The 20,105-nt window shown below is 36.0% G+C and carries 18 protein-coding genes; 11 read left to right on the forward strand and 7 right to left on the reverse strand.

Translation table 11 applies throughout. The features are described from left to right. Positions 1-145: 145 nt before the first annotated feature. The 4 genes from IEV35_RS17400 to mreBH form a co-directional block, all read right to left on the reverse strand. Positions 146-1,594, reverse strand: a complete 1,449-nt coding sequence (locus IEV35_RS17400) for an NAD-dependent succinate-semialdehyde dehydrogenase (protein ID WP_188385927.1) — start codon at positions 1,592-1,594, stop codon at positions 146-148. Positions 1,595-1,687: 93 nt separating this feature from the next. Next, a complete protein-coding gene (locus IEV35_RS17405) occupies positions 1,688-2,890 on the reverse strand; it encodes an acyl-CoA dehydrogenase family protein (protein WP_188385928.1) in 1,203 nt (400 codons plus the stop codon). Between the two features lie 16 nt (positions 2,891-2,906). Beyond that, positions 2,907-4,052, reverse strand: a complete 1,146-nt coding sequence (locus tag IEV35_RS17410; RefSeq protein ID WP_188385929.1) for a CaiB/BaiF CoA transferase family protein — start codon at positions 4,050-4,052, stop codon at positions 2,907-2,909. A 447-nt stretch (positions 4,053-4,499) separates the two neighbouring features. Beyond that, positions 4,500-5,507, reverse strand: coding sequence for a rod-share determining protein MreBH (gene mreBH / locus IEV35_RS17415; protein WP_188385930.1), 1,008 nt, complete (start codon positions 5,505-5,507; stop codon positions 4,500-4,502). A 346-nt stretch (positions 5,508-5,853) separates the two neighbouring features. On the opposite strand from mreBH, the gene IEV35_RS17420 reads away from it, so the two are divergent. The 3 genes from IEV35_RS17420 to IEV35_RS17430 all read left to right on the forward strand — a co-directional run bounded on the left by IEV35_RS17420 (position 5,854) and on the right by IEV35_RS17430 (position 8,490). Further along, on the forward strand, positions 5,854-6,618 hold the full coding sequence (locus tag IEV35_RS17420) for a lysophospholipid acyltransferase family protein (RefSeq protein WP_188385931.1): 765 nt from the start codon (positions 5,854-5,856) through the stop codon (positions 6,616-6,618). 173 nt (positions 6,619-6,791) lie between these two features. Beyond that, a complete protein-coding gene (locus IEV35_RS17425) occupies positions 6,792-7,787 on the forward strand; it encodes a glutaminase (RefSeq protein ID WP_188385932.1) in 996 nt (331 codons plus the stop codon). Positions 7,788-7,818: 31 nt separating this feature from the next. Further along, positions 7,819-8,490: an SOS response-associated peptidase gene (locus tag IEV35_RS17430; protein WP_188385933.1), complete on the forward strand. Its 672-nt coding sequence runs from the start codon at positions 7,819-7,821 to the stop codon at positions 8,488-8,490. A 67-nt stretch (positions 8,491-8,557) separates the two neighbouring features. On the opposite strand, the gene IEV35_RS17435 is transcribed toward IEV35_RS17430, so the two are convergent. Further along, the gene (locus IEV35_RS17435) at positions 8,558-10,033 is read right to left on the reverse strand and encodes a sodium:solute symporter family protein (protein WP_188385934.1); all 1,476 of its coding nucleotides are present in this window, start codon (positions 10,031-10,033) and stop codon (positions 8,558-8,560) included. Position 10,034: 1 nt separating this feature from the next. Then, complete coding sequence (locus IEV35_RS17440; RefSeq protein ID WP_188385935.1) at positions 10,035-10,208, reverse strand: hypothetical protein; 174 nt, start codon at positions 10,206-10,208, stop codon at positions 10,035-10,037. Between the two features lie 204 nt (positions 10,209-10,412). Here IEV35_RS17440 and IEV35_RS17445 point away from each other — a divergent pair, with 204 nt between their 5' ends. Further along, on the forward strand, positions 10,413-10,958 hold the full coding sequence (locus IEV35_RS17445) for a transcription repressor NadR (protein WP_188385936.1): 546 nt from the start codon (positions 10,413-10,415) through the stop codon (positions 10,956-10,958). A gap of 52 nt (positions 10,959-11,010) precedes the next feature. On the opposite strand, the gene IEV35_RS17450 is transcribed toward IEV35_RS17445, so the two are convergent. After that, entirely contained in the window at positions 11,011-12,372 is a 1,362-nt protein-coding gene (locus IEV35_RS17450) for an alanine/glycine:cation symporter family protein (protein WP_188385937.1), read from the reverse strand. A gap of 151 nt (positions 12,373-12,523) precedes the next feature. Here IEV35_RS17450 and IEV35_RS17455 point away from each other — a divergent pair, with 151 nt between their 5' ends. The 7 genes from IEV35_RS17455 (at position 12,524) to IEV35_RS17485 (ending at position 20,093) form a co-directional block, all read left to right on the forward strand. Beyond that, positions 12,524-12,991 (forward strand): low molecular weight protein-tyrosine-phosphatase, encoded by a 468-nt coding sequence (locus IEV35_RS17455; protein ID WP_188385938.1) that lies wholly within the window; start codon positions 12,524-12,526, stop codon positions 12,989-12,991. 20 nt (positions 12,992-13,011) lie between these two features. Beyond that, complete coding sequence (locus tag IEV35_RS17460) at positions 13,012-13,305, forward strand: YtxH domain-containing protein (protein WP_188385939.1); 294 nt, start codon at positions 13,012-13,014, stop codon at positions 13,303-13,305. Positions 13,306-13,325: 20 nt separating this feature from the next. Further along, the gene (locus IEV35_RS17465) at positions 13,326-14,138 is read left to right on the forward strand and encodes a YihY/virulence factor BrkB family protein (RefSeq protein ID WP_188385940.1); all 813 of its coding nucleotides are present in this window, start codon (positions 13,326-13,328) and stop codon (positions 14,136-14,138) included. Between the two features lie 246 nt (positions 14,139-14,384). Further along, positions 14,385-15,182: a YfkD famly protein gene (locus IEV35_RS17470; RefSeq protein WP_188385941.1), complete on the forward strand. Its 798-nt coding sequence runs from the start codon at positions 14,385-14,387 to the stop codon at positions 15,180-15,182. A 178-nt stretch (positions 15,183-15,360) separates the two neighbouring features. After that, complete coding sequence (locus IEV35_RS17475; RefSeq protein ID WP_188385942.1) at positions 15,361-16,668, forward strand: Na+/H+ antiporter family protein; 1,308 nt, start codon at positions 15,361-15,363, stop codon at positions 16,666-16,668. A gap of 72 nt (positions 16,669-16,740) precedes the next feature. Then, a complete protein-coding gene (gene pdaA / locus IEV35_RS17480; protein ID WP_188385943.1) occupies positions 16,741-17,529 on the forward strand; it encodes a delta-lactam-biosynthetic de-N-acetylase in 789 nt (262 codons plus the stop codon). Between the two features lie 422 nt (positions 17,530-17,951). Further along, a complete protein-coding gene (locus IEV35_RS17485) occupies positions 17,952-20,093 on the forward strand; it encodes an ATP-dependent Clp protease ATP-binding subunit (protein ID WP_188385944.1) in 2,142 nt (713 codons plus the stop codon). The last annotated feature ends 12 nt before the right edge of the window (positions 20,094-20,105 follow it).

Here is a 20,105-nt window from a genome sequence, read left to right on the forward strand (position 1 = left end):
TATACCGCCAAAAACGGCAAATCTAGTTTAGGAAATGGAAATGATTTCAAAAAAACTGGTTCCAAGCAATTTTCAATCGCTTGGAACCAGTTTTTTATTACTTTCTGGCTAGTTTTGTCCCAGCCTCCTTATAAACAAAATTATATTAATTAATCGCGATCGAAATTAACTTCTTCTCCAAAAACTCATCCATACCATGATGTCCACCTTCCTTACCACCACTACCAGATTGTTTAATACCACCAAATGGTGCTTCTGGTACAGAAGGGAAAACATCATTCACCCCAACCATTCCATAGTCTAGCTTTTCTGCAACACGTAATGTGCGGGCAGTATTCTCCGTGAAGATATAAGCGGCTAAACCGTAATCAGTATTATTGGCTTTCTTAATAACTTCATCTTCATCTGTAAAGGTTTGAATAGGGAATAATGGTCCAAATGTTTCTTCATTCATAACAACCATATCATCTGTTGCATTTTTTACAATTGTAGGTGGGCAGAAGTAACCTTTTAAATCGCCATCCCACTCATTTCCACTAGCAACAACCTCCGCACCTTTTTCAAGCGCATCAGCTAAATGAGCTTCTACTTTTTCTACTGCTTTTTCGCTAATAAGTGGTCCAAGTTCAACGCCTTCCTCAAGTCCGGAACCTATTTTCATCGCTTCTAATTTTTCTTTAAGTAGTGCAGTTAATTCATCTGCAATTGATTCATGTACATATAAACGGTTGGCACAAATACAAGTTTGACCATTATTACGGAATTTACTTGCAATTGCCAGACTGGCTGTTTTTTCTAAGTTAGCATCTTCAAATGCGATGATTGGAGCATGACCACCAAGCTCTAATGATACTTTCTTTACTTGGTCGGCAGCTTCACGCATTAAGTATTTACCGACAGCAGTTGAACCAGTAAACGTAATAAGCTTCACATCTTTATTCGTGAGCATTTCCTCACCAATTGCTTGTGCGTCACCAGTAATTAAATTAACAACACCTGGAGGCATACCGGCTTCTTCAAAAATCTTTACAATTTCAATTGCAGATAAAGGCGTCTCAGGTGAAGGCTTTAACACCACTGTACAACCCGCAGCTAGAGCTGGCCCTAATTTACGTGTAATCATGGAAGAAGGGAAGTTCCAAGGTGTAATTGCGCCAACTACTCCAATTGGTTTAGGTACGACTAACATACGCTTTGTTTTCACGGAAGAAGGAATCCACTCGCCATACCCACGAGATGCTTCTTCTGCATACCACAATAAAAATCCAGCTGCCCCTTTTACTTCACCAACAGCCTCTGGTAGTGGTTTCCCTTGTTCTTTCGTTAAAATTTCGCCAAGTCGCTTGGCATCTTTACGCATTAATTCTGCGGCTTTATAAAGAATTCGTGAACGCTGTCTTCCAGTCATTTCACTCCAAGCTGGAAAAGCGTTGGAAGCAGCATTGATTGCTTCTCTAGTTTCTTCTTTCCCACCGTAAGCGACATCTGTAATCGGCTCAAGTGTTGCTGGATTGTATATGGTTTGTGTTTTAGACTCATCTACTTCAAGCCACTCGCCATTAATATAAATACTTTTCGTTAATGTTGAGATCATATTCCATCCTCCCTTTATTTAAAACTACTATTCTATAAATAAGCATAGCGCACCTACAATATTCTATCAATTTGCAGGTGCGGTGCTCGATTATTAAACAAGTTCCTTATTTGGATTCCAAGCAGGAAGTGTCTTATTTAAAGGCTTATCTTTCCGGTAACCAAGTACATACTCTGCCTGCATAACGGTATGAATTTCACGAGTTCCTTCATAAATAACTGGTGCTTTAGAATTACGTAGGTAGCGCTCAACTGGATATTCATCTGAATAGCCATATGCCCCGTGGATTTGCATAGCATCATCCGCTGCTTGGTTGGCAAAATCACATGCTTGCCATTTCGCTAATGAAGTTTCGCGAGTATTTCTTTTCCCTTCATTTTTTAATTCACCAGCACGATAAACGAGAAGGCGGCTCATCTCAAGTCCTGCTTCCATTTTTGCAATCATTTGTTGAACTAATTGATGACGTCCAATTGGCTTTCCAAATGTTTCGCGCTCATGGCAGTATTTCACACTAGCTTCTAAACACGCCATAATTAGACCTACTGCACCAGCGGCAACGGTGAAACGACCATTATCTAGTGCTGACATTGCAATCTTAAATCCTTCTCCTTCTTCACCAAGTAAGTTCTCAGCAGGAACCTTTACATTATCAAAGAAAAGTTCACCAGTATTACCAGAACGAATTCCATGTTTACCTTTTATTGCTTTAGAGGAAAATCCGTCCCATGTTCTTTCCACAATAAATGCAGATATTCCGTGGTGTTTTTTTGATTTATCGGTATAAGCAAAAACTAAGAAATGATCGGCTACATCACATAAAGAGATCCATGTTTTCGAACCATTTAAAATATAATAATCGCCATCTTTAACCGCTGTAGATCGTAAAGCAGCGACATCGGATCCAGCTCCAGGTTCAGTTAAACCGAATGCGCCAATTTTTTCTCCTTTTGCTTGTGGTGTTAAATATTTCTGCTTTTGCTCTTCATTTCCCCATTGTAATAGAGTCATAGAATTAAGACCGGTATGAACAGATACTGCTGTACGAAATGCTGTATCTCCTCTTTCAAGTTCTTCACATACGATGGCTAAAGCATTGTAATCCATGCCACTTCCACCATACTCTTCAGGAATACAAACTCCCATTAATCCAAGGTCAGCAAGCCTTTTATATAAATTTTGATCAAATTGACCTTCTCGATCCCACTCTGCAATGTAAGGCATAATCTCCTTATCTACAAAACTTCTAACTGTTTCACGTAACATATTTTGTTCTTCCGTAAAATTAAAATCCATTTTTTCATCTCTCCTATTATTTCATTTTTGATTGTAAAATATCTTCATTATGTTCTCCTGCAATCGGAGGGTGGTGTCTTAAAGTGACTGGTGTTCGTGATAGTTTTAATGGACTTCCAATCATTTTAATTAGACCTGCTGTTGGATGGTCCATCTCAAGGAACATATCTCTTGCATGTAATTGGGGGTCCTCGGTAACTTGTTGGATATTTTGAATAGGCCCACAAGGAATATTATTTTCATGACACTTGTCTAACCAATAACTTGTCGGTTTTGTCAGTAGTACTTCTTGAATTAATGGAACAAGAATATTCCTATGTTCCACGCGAGCAGGATTTGATTGGAAACGAGAATCTTCACTAAACTCTTCTTTTCCAATTATTTTACAAAGAGCACGAAATTGCTTATCGTTTCCAACGGCAATAACCATTTCACCGTCCATCGTTTGGAACGTTTGGTACGGCACGATATTGGCATGATGATTTCCTAATCGTTCTGGGATTTTTCCTGACATTAAATAATTACTGCCAATATTAATTAGAGAGCTAACAGCAGCATCATATAAAGATAAATCTAATTTTTGTCCTCGGCCTGAATTCTGCCTTTCTAACAGAGCAGCTTGAATACCAATTGCTGCATATAACCCAGTCAAAATATCAGTAATAGCTACCCCTAGTTTCTGGGGACCAGATTTTTCATCTCCAGTAATGCTCATTAGCCCACTCATTCCTTGGATAATGAAATCATAACCAGGTAAATCTTTATATGGACCAGTTTCTCCAAAGCCGGTAATAGAACAATAAACAATACCAGGATTAATCTTTTCTAGCTCCTCATAGTTAATTCCAAAACGCTCCATTGTCCCAGTTTTGAAATTATGGATAATGACATCCGATTCCTTGACTAGATTTTTTATCGTATCAATACCATCCTCAGACTTCAGATCAATGGTGATACTCTTTTTATTTCGGTTAGCACAAAGATAATAAGCGCTAACTTCATTTTGAAAAGGTGGGCCCCATTTCCTTGTATCATCACTACCCCCAGGTGCTTCCACTTTAATTACCTCTGCACCGAGGTCTCCGAGAATCATTGTGCAATATGGACCAGCAAGTACTCTGGTCAGATCAAGAACTCTTATGTTCGCTAATGCTCCTGACACAACTACACTCCTTTCTATATAAAATTTCTAAATAAAAAAAGCCAGTTCAAATGAACACAGCAGTAGTGCTGAGTCATTATGAACTGGCTTTTGGCTTGTTGATACAGAACAGGATTTGAACTGTGAACAAGCTAGGCAGTAAGATGGAATATTTAAAAATTGTAAGGAAGGTTATGTGAATTATCACTTGTAAGCGCTTTAACATAACTCTTATTAATAGTTTAGTGGATAGGGTGAAATTTGTAAATAGGGAGTTGGTCTATCAAATGTAGATTTTAGTAAATTCTGGTTAGAGCAGCGTCTCATTTATTATTTCTAATGGAAACTAGGTTCAAAATGAAGAATGAACCCCCGCCAAACATCATTTCAAGATAAAACTAAACCCCAAATGATAAAAGCCCCTCCACTCAATCAACAAAAAAACGAGGGCTTATACCCTCGTTCTCACTATTTTGCTGCTTTTTCAAGCTTTGAAATCATTTTGATAGCTTTTCCAGTACCAATAGCTACAGACTCTAATGGATTTGGTGCAATATGAACTGGTACTTGTAATTCTTCTGCTAACCACTCTTGCATCCCTTTTAGTAGCGATCCACCACCAGTAATAACAATTCCATGGTCAACAATATCTCCACTCAATTCTGGTGGACAGTTTTCAAGTGTTACACGAATAGCTTGTAAAATCTGTTCAAGAGATTCCCTAATTGCTTTATAAACCTCTTTTGAAGAAATGGAAACCGTCTTCGGTAGACCAGTTACCATATCACGGCCTCGTACATCCATGAATTCTTCTTCATGGTTTTCATGTGCATAGCCAATTTCTATTTTTACATTTTCAGCAGTACGCTCACCAATTAATACGTTATATTTTTTACGGATAAATTGAATGATTTCATCGTCAAATTTGTCTCCACCAACTCGTACAGAGCTAGAAGATACAACTCCACCAAGGGAGATGATACCAATTTCAGCGGTACCTCCACCAATATCAACAATTACATTGGCGATTGGCTCATCAACGGGTAGATCAGCACCAATTGCAGCGGCAACTGGTTCTTCAATAAGATGAACATTTTTCGCTCCGTAGCTAGTTACAGCATTGTGAATTGCTCTTCTTTCAACTGTTGTGCTTCCAGTTGGTGTACAAACAACGACATTTGGTTTACGCATGGACATACCAAGTTGTTTGGCAACCTTTTTTAAGAATGCTTTTAACATTTGCGCTGTAATATCATAATCCGCAATTACACCATCACGTAATGGACGTATTGGTACAATATTTCGTGGTGTTTTACCAATCATCTCTTTCGCTTCTTGTCCAACAGCTACAACTTGTTTTGTATTAATGTCAATAGCAACAACAGATGGCTCATTTAAAATAATTCCTTTATTTTTTGAATATATAAGTATATTTGCAGTTCCTAAATCAATTCCTATTTCTGCATTTGAAAACATAGTTAGTTCCTCCAGTGGTGACAAATAGTTACAATATATGGTTCTAGTCTTGTTCAATATTTATGGGTGTCTAAGAGACAATATATTGGTTAGTATTTACAAATTAGTTAGCTTTATTAGTATGAATATCCTTAGCATCTTACTATTCTCTAGCTAAAAAAACTGTACTATATAAAAATAAGACACTTTTCATGGAAACTCAAGTTTCATTTGCTTTACAATTTTTGTCGAATGTAATATTTATGGAAAATATTATAAAATTTGTATTCTAAATATATAAGTAGTTTTAATTGAACAACTTTCATTTAGCAGTATAATATTAATGAAGGAATTAGGGGGAAACATAATGTTATTTTCAATTCGAATTTATGCTTATGCTGTTATTTTAGTAATTGGAAGTTTATTTACATTACAAAGAGCTAAACGGTTGTATGAAAAGCCAAGTACTGAAGAGACAAGAGAGAGTATATTTGCTACACCTCAAAATGTGTCAATGAAGGTTATTAAGGCAACAGGTACAGAAGTACATGTTACAGGAAGAGAGAAAATTCCTGATGGGGCTGTACTATATGTTGCAAATCATCAAGGATTGTTTGATATTCTAGCTTTTCTAGGGCATTTAGGTAAACCAGTTGGTTTCATTGCTAAACAAGAAATAAAAAAACTCCCAATCATTCGTACGTGGATGGGGTTATTAAATTGTGTATTTATAGACCGTTCCGATCGTAGACAATCAATGAAAGCAATTAATCAAGGAATAGAAAATTTAAAACAGGGTTCATCATTAGTAATTTTCCCTGAGGGGACAAGAGGAAAAGGAACAGAATTGAGTGAGTTTAAGCCTGGTAGTCTTCGCCTTGCTACTAAAGCGAATGTTCCAATTGTACCAGTAACATTAAATGGGACGTATCAAATGTTGGAAGCGGGAAATGGACGTGTTAAAGGTTCTACGATAACAATGACAATACATGACCCAATTTTTCCAAGTAAATATCAAGAGCTAAAAAGTGCAGAATTAGCGAAAGAGTTACAAGAGATCGTTCAAAGTGCACTGCCACATATTGCTACTACAAATGAAATTGATAAGGAACTAGTTACAAATACACAATAAAACAACATTGTCATATACAAACAGTGGGTAGAGAAACTAATCCTCACTGTTTTTTAACAGAAATTGTTAACTCTAGCTAACAGGGAAAATTAGTTATTTAAAGAGCATTCCATTTCCAATATCGATACATACTATTGTTAGTTAGTAATGACCATTTCAGAGAGGTGATCAAGTTGGTTCAGGGTACCGTTAATTGGAATACACAAGTTGATAGAGAGTGGCTGCAAGAATATGTTGATGATTGGGTTGCATTTTATCGAAAAGTAACAGTAGAAGGAAATGTCGCCTCTTATATTCCAGAGTTGGCTAAAGCAGACCCAAACCATCTTGGTATATCCATTCTTGGAAAAAATGGGACAGCTGTTCGTTCCGGAGATGTTGATCAAGCGTTTACGATACAAAGCATTTCAAAAGTATTAAGCTTTATTATAGCCTGTGTGGAAAAGGGTGTAGGCTATGTACTTGATCGTGTAGATGTGGAACCAACTGGGGAAGCATTTAATTCCATTATGCATCTAGAAATGAAAAGTTTAAATAAACCTTTTAATCCATTTGTAAATGCAGGTGCACTTACGGTGACGTCTATGCTTAATGGTAATACTCCAGAAGAAAAATTGGCGCCTATTTTAGAACTATTGGAAAAGATAATAGGTTACCGTCCAGTCATAAATGAACAAGTATTTCGCTCAGAATTTGAAACTTCTGCTAGAAATAGGGCAATTGGTTATTATTTACTTGAAACAGGATTCTTGGAATCGGACCTCGAATTAACATTAGACACCTATTTTAGACAATGTTCAATTGAAATTACGGTAGATGATTTAGCTAAGATAGGTTTAATTCTTGCAAATGATGGTGAAGATCCTAATAATGAGGAAGAGATTATCCCTCGCCAAGTTGCACGAATTACTAAGGCGCTAATGCTCACTTGTGGGATGTATGATGCTTCAGGGAAATTTGCTACTTATGTTGGTATTCCTGCTAAAAGTGGGGTATCAGGTGGTATTTTGGCACTTGCTCCACCAAGGGTCAGAAACACACAGTTTCCCTTTATTGAGGGATGTGGAATTGGTGTGTTTGGACCAGCATTAGAAGAAAGAGGAAATAGTATTGCAGGAATTAAGTTGTTAAAACATATTGCTTCTCAATGGGATTTAAGTATTTTCTAAAAATGAATGTATCGTTGGGGGAGAGGAAACGATGTGTGGTAGATATACGATGCTTGCAGATGAACTTGAGATACTTGATGAATTCGGAATCGAACGTGACATTCAAGACTTTCATAAAAGCTATAATGTAGCTCCTGGTCAAAATGTCCTTGCCATTATCCATGATGGGAAAGAGAAACGTGCTGGATATTTACGTTGGGGTCTTGTACCATCTTGGGCCAGAGACGAGAAAATCGGTTATAAAATGATCAATGCTAGAAGTGAGTCTGCACATGAAAAACCAAGCTTCAAAAATCTTCTGTCTAGAAAAAGATGTCTTATTGTTGCGGATAGTTTTTATGAGTGGAAAAAGAATGAAGATGGTACGAAACAACCAAAACGAATACATGTAGCTAATCGTAAACTGTTTGCGTTTGCTGGATTATGGGATAAATGGCGTCATGATGAGGGAGATTTATTCACTTGTACGATTTTAACTCGCGATGCGAATGATTTCATGCAAGATATTCATCATAGAGAACCAATAATTTTACCGAAAGAGCATGAAAATACATGGATTGCGCCAGAACGAATGGAACCTATAGAGGCACATGAATTTTTATTAAATGTTCAAATGGACCCACTTTCTGCTTATAATGTTTCGAGCTATGTGAATGCAGCAAAAAATAATGATGAAGCATGTATAAGGGCTTTGGCGGATTAAGTTTTTATTAAGCAAGGGAGTTCAAAGTTTTCTCCTTAACTTTGAACTCCCTCTTTTTAAGCTACTATCATATCGTTTTTTTCCCACTTCGATGATCCTTCATTAAGTTAAAAAACTCATTTGCTTTCTCAACAGGTGGCTTCGTTGCCAAGCTTACGCCAACGAATAAGATAGTTGAAATGAGTAGCCCCCAAACTCCAGAACCTAATCCACCTGGTTTAAACCCTGTAGCTTCAAGGATTAGTACAATTAGTGCAGAAACTGTTACACTCACGATTACGCCTAAAGCTGTACCACGTTTCCAGAAAAACGTTCCAAATATAGCAGGAACAGCGACTATTAAACCTGAGGATGCAGCAACGGATAGTACCGCAATTAAGTTTAGCTCTAGTTCAGCAAAAGCATAAGCAAGAATGGCAATTACAGGAATAACAATTTTCCCAACTTTTAACTGCTGTTTATCACTAGCCTTTTTACTAATATTTCCATAAACATCTCGTGCAAACATAGAAGATAAAGTTAACATAATCGAGTCAATTGTAGAGACTGCTGCTGCTAAAATACCAACCATAACGATAACTCCTAACACCGGTGGCACGAGGTCTGAAGAAAGCAGGTTTGGTGAAGCTAAGTCTGCATTTTCTAAATTTGGAAATAGCTGAACAGCAGATAATCCCCACATCACTGATACAAACGTATAAATAAGTCCAAACACTAAAAATCCTAATAACATTTGACGCAGGCCTTTAAATGAATTTGGCATAAACAATCGTTGACTAACTTGTGGATTCGATATACTAAAGAAGAACCACGGAATGGTCATACTTATAAACGTAAAAATACTAAAAAATCCATTCCCGGGAACTGTTAGTATCTCTGCATGATTCGTTTCTAAATTATTGAAAAATTGCCCAAAGCCACCAAGAGAATGAACAATAAATAGAACCACTGCTGTAGAAGTAATAATCATAAAAATTGCCTGTAATGAGTCTGTCCACACGACGGATCTAATCCCTGCCGCATAGGAGAAGAACAATGCTAATGCAATTGCAATTAATACCCCTGTTGAATAAGGGATGGCATTATCTGTCATACCTTGAAGTAGATAACCAATACCAGCTAATTGAACTGCACTGTACGGTATTAAAAATAAACAGCTCATTATTGTGATGACGATTGCTGCGGTTTTACTTTGATATCGGTCTCCGAGCATTTCAGATGGAGTTACATATCCATTTTTCTTACCGGCTAACCAAAATCGCGGTCCAAAAATCAAGATAAGTGAAACCCCAGTAAAGTAAACAATCTCAAATCCTAGTGCACCAATACCGCCTTTATATGTAAGTCCTGCTAGACCAACCATCATAAAGGCACTAAATGTTGTTGCGCTGTAACTTAATGCAGATAAGACACCATTCATTTTTCTATTTCCAATAAAGTAGCCTGACATGCCAGGCAAGTTACCTTTTCTGGACAGGATGGCAATGAAAGATGCAACGAGTGTATATATAATGATTCCCCAGATGATATAACTTGTGCTCAAATTATTCACTCCAGTCCTTAGTAAGTATAATATTTGCAATAATAATAATGATTCCTGTTATTCCCCAATATAAAAAGCTACCATACCAAGCTTGAACATCTGATAATACTGTGTATGGGACGATATAAGCTAATAAAATAGTAAGGATTATTACAGTACCCCAAAACTTTTTCATGACATTTATCTCCTTAATAGATTGATAGTATTCCGGTTTACTTTACATGTGTCTTTACACATATATACTCACACAAAATAATAAAAAAATCAACTATTAATTTTTTGGATAATAAATAAGTTAACAGCTTGATTATGTAAGTTGTGAACACATTAGTATATAATATATGTAGTTTGATAGAACTTAAACGGAGCGGAGGGAATCATGTTGAAAGGGGAAACGAAAAAGATTCTAGGCGAAAAAAGAAGGAAGTTAATTCTAAAGTGGCTAAAAGAAGAAGTTGAACCAATTACTGGAAAAGAACTTTCGGAACGGACAAACGTTAGTCGACAAGTAATTGTACAAGATATTTCCTTGCTAAAAGCCACAGGCGAGCCTATTATTGCTACTGCAAGAGGCTATGTCTATGTAAATAATAAAAATGAAAATCAGTACCATACGAGAGTAATTGTTGTAAAGCATACTAAAGAACAGACAAAAGATGAACTAAACATTTTAGTTGACCATGGTGTTAGGATCATTAATGTTATGGTTGAACATCCTATATATGGAGACATCACTGGATCATTAATGCTTAAAAATAGACGAGAAGTAGAGACATTTATGAATGAGCTTTCTAAAACTGGTGCTTCTTTACTTTCGAATTTGACAGAAGGCGTTCATTTACATACCATTGAAGCGGATGATGAAAGCGAGTTGGACGAGGCTTGTGAGGCGCTTAGAAAAGCAGGATACTTACTTGAAGATTAAGAAAAGGACAATTCCCTTAAAAAAGGCGAATTGTCCTTTTATAGTTGTTTAATTAGGAGGCTCGTTTGGCAAGCCTTTCTTGCTCTTTTTCTTGTTTGGCTACTTCCAGGAATTTCTTCGTTTCATAAACTACTACTCCCGATAGTCCGAGAAGCCCAATTAAGTTAGGGATAGCCATTAGTGCGTTCATTACGTCAGAAATACCCCATACAAGGCTTAGAGTTTGAACCGCACCGATAAATATGGCAAGAACAAATAATGCCCGGTAAATTGGTACAACTTTATCATTAAATAAGTAAGCGAAACATTTTTCACCATAATATGACCATCCAACAAGAGTTGAGAAGGCAAAGAATACAATTCCAAAGGTAACGATATGGGATCCCCAGTCACCAAGGAAATGAGCAAAGGAAGCTTGTGTTAAAGGTCCACCGTCTAGACCACTGCTGCTAGCTAAATCTGCCATTACTATTGTAATTCCAGTGATGGAACAGACAATAATTGTATCGATGAATACTTGAGTCATGGAAACGAGAGCTTGACGACCTGGATAGTCTGTCTTAGCCGCTGCGGCAGCAATCGGAGCAGAACCAAGTCCAGCCTCGTTAGAGAATACCCCACGAGCAACCCCATAACGAATAGCCGTACCAAGTAATCCACCAGCAACAGCACTTCCAGTAAATGCATCTGTTAAAATCAAGCTAATTGCTGCTGGTACAATATCCATATTCATCACAATAATGATAAGTCCACCTAAAACATAAAATAAAGCCATTATCGGAACGAAGAAAGCAGTTACTTTCCCAATCCATTTAATACCACCGAGAATAACTAATCCAGCTAATACTGTTAAGGTTAATCCTGTTACCCATGTAGGGATACTAAAGGAGCTATGTAAAGCATCTGAAACGGAGTTGGACTGTACCATATTTCCAATACCGAATGCCGCAACTGCTCCAAAAATGGCAAAAGTAATACCAAGCCATTTTGCATTTAATCCTTTTTCTAAGTAATACATCGGTCCACCAGACATCTCACCTTTGCTGTTTTCTACGCGATATTTTACTGCAAGAATAGCTTCAGCATACTTTGTTGCCATCCCAAATAATGCAGTAATCCACATCCAGAAAACAGCACCCGGTCCACCAAGTACAACAGCTGTTGCTACCCCAACAATATTCCCTGTACCAATGGTGGCGGCCATGGCTGTTGTTAAAGCCTGGTAATGACTGATGTCCCCTTTTGATTTACTGTCCTGTCTTTTTGGACTAAATGCGAGTCTTAATGCGTAAGGAAGTGAACGGAATTGCAGAAATCCAAGTCTTAGTGTTAAGTAAATTCCTGTACCAACAATTAAAATTAATGTTGGTGGTCCCCAGACAAAACTACTAATCTTATCAATAATCTCTTGCATAAATCTCCCTCCTTTTTGTCCTATTATAAACATAATATTTAGAAGATTCAATAATAATTACAGTAATATTTTACCTATGAGTGAATATTTTGCTAATTACTTAATTCTATTAGTAAGATTGCTTATAATAAGAGGTGAAAGGTGGCGTGACATGATAAAAGTGTTATTTGTTTGCTTAGGAAATATATGTAGATCTCCAATGGCTGAAGCAGTATTTCGTAATTTATTAGTTAAAGAAAATTTAGTAGATAAAATTATCGTGGACTCGGGAGGAACAGGAGACTGGCATATTGGTGATGTACCACATAAAGGAACTAGAGAACTATTAGATAAGTATCGTATCTCTTATGAAGGAATGACAGCAAGACAAGTAGTAAAACAAGACTGGGACAATTTTAATTATATTATTGCGATGGATGACCAAAATATAAAAGACTTACAAAAAATTAATTATAACCAACATGTTGTCATGAAGAAACTAATGGATTTTGTAGATGATGCAAAGGAAAAAGAAGTTCCAGATCCATATTACACGGGTGATTTTGATTATACTTATGAATTAGTATCAGAAGGTTGTATGAATTTACTTTCGTATATAAGGGAAAAACATAACATATAACAGAAAAGGAGAGGTTTTTCATGGGTAAAAGAAGATTAATGTCTAGTATCGCAATTGGAGCAGCAATCGGTGGTATTGCAGCATTATTTGATTGGGAGACAAGAAACTATACGAAACATAAGCTATCAGTAGCAAAAAATAAGTCCACTGAAATTATTAAAAATCCTGTGCTTTCCGTTCATAATGCGAGAGTAGCGATGGAAGAGTTTAGTGAAAGTCTTACTTATCAAACTGAAAATGCAGCAAATGCACTGCAACAAGTTGAAAATTCATTAGCAAGAATAACCTCAAAACCAAAACGAATAGAAGGCTAAAGGTATTAGGAGGTTTAGGTTTGAATCTTATTGTCACTTTTTTGAAAAAGCTAGTTGGGCGAATTTTAGAAGAAGAAGTATTTGGCTTATCCGCTCAATTAGCTTATTTTTTTCTACTATCCCTATTTCCTTTACTTGTAGTGCTCATTACACTAGTAGGTTATTTACCAGTTGATTCACAAATATTAATTACCATTCTTTCTTCTGTTGCTCCTGCAGATTCAATGAAAATGATTGAAGAGAACATTGAACAACTTGTTTCCCAACAGAATGGACAATTATTATCCATTGGTATTATTGGTACATTGTGGGCTGCATCTAATGGGATTAACGCAATCATGCGCGTGTTAAATAATGCGTATGAAGTAGAAGAAGATCGTTTTTTTCTTGTATCTCGATTAATTGCAATTGTTCTAACGATAGCAATGGTCGGAGTAGTTGTGCTTGCTATTCTACTACCTGTATTAGGAAAGATGATTGGTGTTTATTTATTCTCCTTCTTTGGATTATCCGATGATTTCATTACCATTTGGGAGATGTTACGCTGGGTATTAACATCAATTGTATTTTTTATTGTATTTTTATTTCTTTATAAGTTGGCACCGAACGTTAGGGTCCGTTTTCGAGAAGCATTTTGGGGAGCGTTATTTGCAACATTTAGTTGGCAGTTAACATCGTTAGCCTTCTCCTACTACGTATCTAACCTTGGTAATTATTCGGCAACCTATGGAAGTTTAGGTGCTGTCATTACATTAATGATTTGGTTTTATATTTCTGCTTTTATAGTTATTGTAGGTGGCATATTAAATGCAACATTAATAAAAATGAGGTAGGGGAGGTTCCCTGCCTCATTTTTTTGTAAAGAATGTAATTACTAAACGTTTAATCTATATCTTATGCATTGGTTTTTTGGAAAATGGGGATGCTAATAAAACACCATTTACATTGAAATGAAATATGAGTAGTTTGACCATGAAAAATTCAAATAAAATCATACTTGTGCTTCCCTGTATGATGATAAATATGTATAAAATCATTATTGCTCGAAAAAACTAATGCAAAAAGAGAGGAATGGACATATGAAGAATAAATTCATCATCGCATTAATTACATTTCTACTTGTGCTTCAAGCTCCAATGATGATGTCTGCTGATGAAAAGAAGGCGGAAAAAGAGAATAAATTTGATGTCCCTAGTCATGTTGTAGACATATCAAAAGAAAATACATTTCCAAATTCTACAGAAGATGAGGAAGTTATTGAACCAAGTGAGTTAACGAAGGAATTATTAGAAAGTACAGATGTTTCTATTAGTAATCCAAATCTAATTAAAATGTTAAATGAATCAACAATAGATCCCTCTCCTATTGGATTTGGATATCGTGGGATGGTCTTTTTAGGTCGTTGGCCATTACATTATCAATCTGATGATACGAATATTAATTGGGAGTATCAGAAGATAAATTTGAATGAACTAAATAATATCGGTGGTAATGAAGCCCAAAAGTTAAGTTATAATCAACAAGCACAAAAAGAAGTGAAAGGTGCATTGACAAATAAAATTACGAATCCAGATGATGTGAAACAAATGATAATAATGCAAGCAAAACAGGAAACAAAACTGCCCCTCTCTTATTCAACAACTATCGGTGCAGCAACGAAAAAAGAGAATTCATATAATGTTCCACCTAAAAAATATGGTTACTTACATTCCTATGCTCCAGCTGTAAATGAAAAAGGGAAAGTAACATTTGGGGAAGTATATATTCAACTAAAAGGAACGAAGAAATCCCTAGTAATTAAAAATGTAACGAAACAGGGGATTGGCGCCTGGATTCCGATCCAAGATCATGTTTCTTTTTCTGTCGAAATTAAGTAATAAAAAGCTCTCTTCCTTTTGCTAGGGAGAGAGCTTTTTGGGTAAATTGACTTCTATTTACCTCTTTTATGCATAAGTTTTATGGTAAATTTATTTTTTAAAAAATATCTATTGCAAAAATCGCTTTAACGCTTTATCATATTAAAGTAATAAAGTATTTTTTCAGGGGGAAGAGAAAATGGAATGGGTTGTAGTTGTTTCAGTTTTATTAATGACAATTTTAAGTTTGCTGCGGGTAAACGTTATCGTAGCAATTATTGTTTCCGCATTAACAGCGGGTCTTATGTCTGGATTGGATCTAGTAGAATCCGTCAAGATGCTAGTTGATGGAATGGGGGGGCAAGCAAATACTGCTTTAAGCTACGTTCTCTTAGGTGCCTTTGCTGTTGCCATTAGCTATACAGGTATTACAACAATTTTGGTGAACTTTTTAATTCGTATTTTAACTGGTAAAAAAACAATGCTTCTACTGGCAATAGCTGGTGTGGCTTCGTTATCACAAAATGTTGTCCCAGTACATATTGCATTCATACCAATTTTAATACCACCACTATTAAAATTATTTGATCAAATGCGAATGGATCGTCGTGGTGTTGCAGTAGCATTAACATTCGGGTTAAAAGCACCGTATGTAATGATTCCAGCAGGATTTGGACTTATATTCCATGGAATTATTTATGATGGAATGGTACAAAATGGTGCTGAAATTGCTAAGAATGATATTTGGATGGCTATGCTTATACCGGGACTTGGAATGGTAGTTGGTTTACTAATTGCGATTTTTATAACATATCGTAAAGATAAGGAGCCATTACAGGACATAGAGGGTAAAGCAGATTTTATTAAGCAACCAGATACCAATGTAACTTTTAATATGAAACATACACTAACGATAATTGCTATACTTGGTGCTTTAATTGCTCAAATTATTACTGGTGAGTTAGTAGTAGGGGCATTGACTGGTCTTATTCTTATGGTTATTTTCTTTGTTGTACCTTTTTCTAAAAGCGATAAAATCATTGCTGATGGTGTTAGCATGATGAGTACAATAGCTTTTGTTATGTTAGTGGCATCTGGATTCGGTACAATCCTAAAAGATACTGGTGCTGTTGATGCATTGGTAGCTTCTTCATCAGAATTTTTAGGTGATAATAAAGCGGTAATTGCATTTATTTTACTATTAGTTGGGCTAGTTATTACAATGGGAATCGGCTCATCCTTTGGTACAATTCCAATCATCGCGGCATTGTTTGTACCAATTTGTGTAGCAGCAGGCTTTTCGCCGTTAGCTACAGCAGCACTTATTGGAACAGCGGGTGCTTTAGGTGATGCAGGTTCACCAGCATCTGATAGTACGCTTGGACCGACATCTGGTTTAAATGCAGATGGTAAACACAATCATATTTGGGATACTTGTGTACCAACATTCATTCACTTTAATATACCGTTATTTATTTTTGGTTGGGCAGCATCTTTATTCTTATAAATCTATCCATAACCATGATTGAATAAAAAACGTGAAATAAGCAAAAGGTAAGAAAAAAATAGGTGGGGTTATATGAAAAAAATCACGTTTATAGTGATAACAACCTCCATATTTTTTCTTGCCTTTTTTAATTTATCGACTGAGGCTGGAGCATATGGATGGGGATATAAAAAGAATGTGAATCATGAAGCACCAGATGTCGGTAAGTATAGCGAGATATTAAAAGAAAATGGTGCTTATTATATTGATCATTCTGGTGAGAAGACAGTTTACTTAACTTTTGATAATGGATATGAACAAGGATTTACAAGTGAAATATTAGACGTATTAAAGAAAGAAAAAGTCCCTGCAACATTCTTTGTAACAGGACATTATGTTAACTCAGCGCCAGAACTAATAAATAGAATGGTTGATGAAGGACATATTATTGGTAATCACTCATACCATCATCCTGATTTTACGACAGTTAATCAAGCAGTAATGAAACGAGAACTGGAAACGTTAGAAAGAGCAGTTGCAAAAGTATCGAATCAAAAAGACATTAAATATGTGAGACCACCAAAAGGAACGTTTAATCAACAAACCTTAGAATGGGCTAATGAATTAGGCTATATTCACGTGTTTTGGTCTTTGGCAATTATTGATTGGAATACAAAAGCACAAAAGGGTTGGCAATATGCACATGAGCAAGTGATGAAGCAAATTCATCCTGGTGCGATTATTTTATTACACGCTGTATCTGAGGATAACGCCAAAGCGTTAGAAAAAATTATTCAAGACTTGAAAAAAGAAGGGTATACGTTTAAAAGCCTTGATGACCTTGTATTAAAAGACAAACTACAACTACCACTTGGTTTCTAACCTATGAGGGGGACTGTCCCCTTGTAGGTTTTTTAGGTTTTAAATTGAATTATATACGTCAATTTATCAATATGGGAGGGAAATTTGGATGAAATAAAGTATGGTAGTGCGCCTTACATCATATTGTAGCAAGACAGTCGTCAAAATGACGTATGACAGTGCGGCATACATCATTTTGAAACAAACAATAGTCAAAATGTAAAATGGGCACTTTTCAAACCTCATTTCGCACGTACACTAGGTATTAAATGAATATTAGAACCACCACCACTACACCATTAAGAACCTCAACCTCAAAAAAAATTAAACAAAACACTTGAAAGTCAAAAAAGGTCAGAGTATAATAAGGTTACAAGGTCAAAGATAGTCAAAGTCAAATTTGATTTTATATAGCAATAAAACTAATTAGGAGGAATGGATATATGAAATGTCAAAAATGTGGTGTTAACGAAGCGAATATAAATATGGCAATGCAAATGAATAGTCAAAAGATGCAGATGCACCTTTGCAATTCATGTTTCCGTGAAATCCAAGAGGAAATGATGAATGCTAATGGAATGTTCTCTAATAATCCATTCTTTAATGAAGAAAATGCATCATCAAACTTTTTCCAAAATAATGGTCAAATGAATGCCAATACAACAACGAAAACGAAACAAAAGCGATCAAAACGTAAAGGTTTATTAGATAAATTAGGTAACAATTTAACAGATGCCGCTCGTAATGGTGACATTGATCCGGTAATTGGTCGTGACAATGAAGTGAAGCGTGTTATTGAAACATTAAATAGAAGGTCAAAAAATAATCCTGTCCTAATAGGTGAACCAGGTGTTGGTAAAACAGCTATTGCAGAAGGACTAGCTTTAAAAATCGTTGAAGGTCAAGTTCCTACTAAATTAATCAATAAAGAAGTTTACATTCTTGATGTAGCCTCATTAGTAGCAAATACAGGTGTACGTGGCCAGTTTGAAGAACGAATGAAGCAATTGATTAAAGAATTACAACAACGTCCAGATATAATTCTTTTCATAGACGAAGTTCATTTATTAGTTGGTGCAGGTACTGCTGAAGGATCACAAATGGATGCAGGTAACATCCTAAAACCAGCACTTGCACGTGGTGAATTGCAAATTATTGGTGCTACTACACTAAAAGAATACCGTCAAATTGAAAAGGATGCAGCGCTTGAACGACGTTTCCAACCAATTATCGTTAAAGAGCCAACTATCGAGGAAGCAATTTTAATCCTGAATGGCATTAAAGATAAATATGAACAGTTTCATGAAGTTCGTTACTCTGATGAAGCAATCCGTGCATTTGTAAATTTATCAGACCGTTACATTCAAGATCGCTTCTTACCGGATAAAGCAATTGATTTAATGGATGAAGTCGGTTCAAGGCTAAATCTTGCTAACTCACAGCATGATTCTAATGGGATTCAACAACGTATTGATGAAATTGTGAAGGAAAAAGAAGCAGCTGCAGAGGAAGAAGATTATGAACGTGCAGCAAATTTACGTTATCAAGAAATTCAACTACAAAAACAATTAGAAAAAGCAAAAGGTGAAGAACAAGTAATTGATGTGGATATATCTGATATTCAACTTATTGTTGAAGAGAAAACAGGTATACCAGTAACCAAATTACAATCTGACGAACAAGAAAAGATGAAGAATCTTGGAGTAAATATACGTAAAAAAGTAATTGGCCAGGATGAGGCAGTAGACAAAGTTGCTAAAGCAATCCGTCGTAGCCGTGCCGGTTTAAAATCCAAATATCGTCCAATCGGTTCCTTCTTATTTGTAGGTCCAACAGGTGTTGGTAAAACAGAACTAACGAAAGCCCTTGCGGAAGAATTATTTGGAACCCGTGATGCAATGATTCGTTTAGATATGAGTGAGTACATGGAGAAACATTCTGTGTCTAAGTTAATTGGAGCACCTCCTGGATATATTGGTCATGATGAGGCAGGTCAATTAACTGAACGAGTTCGTAGAAACCCTTATTCCATTATCCTACTAGATGAAATTGAGAAAGCACATCCAGATGTGCAAAATATATTCCTTCAAATTATGGAAGATGGACATTTAACAGATTCACAAGGTAGAAAAGTAAGCTTTAAGGATACTGTTATTATTATGACAAGTAATGCTGGTACTGGATCCAAACAAATTACAGTTGGATTCAACAAAGACAAACATGAATCTGTATCTGTATTAGAAAATCTTAGTGCCTACTTTAAGCCAGAGTTCTTGAACCGATTTGATGCTATTATTAACTTTAATGAATTAACGGAAGAGCATCTTATGAGTATCATTGACCTTATGTTAGATGAAGTTACAAATACGGTGGAAGAAAATAATATCGTAATCACTGTTACAGAAGAGGCGAAAAGAACACTTGTTAAGCTTGGATACGATCCTAAATTTGGTGCCCGTCCATTACGCCGTGTCATCCAAGATAAAATTGAAGATCCATTAACTGATTTACTACTGGAAGAAGAACAGGTAAATAAAGTACTTGTTTCCGTGCATGAAGATCAAGTTATAGTGGAAAAACAGTAATTATAAAAGGTA

This window comes from Ornithinibacillus halotolerans (genome assembly GCF_014637405.1).
Taxonomy (GTDB): Bacteria; Bacillota; Bacilli; order Bacillales; family Amphibacillaceae; genus Ornithinibacillus; species Ornithinibacillus halotolerans.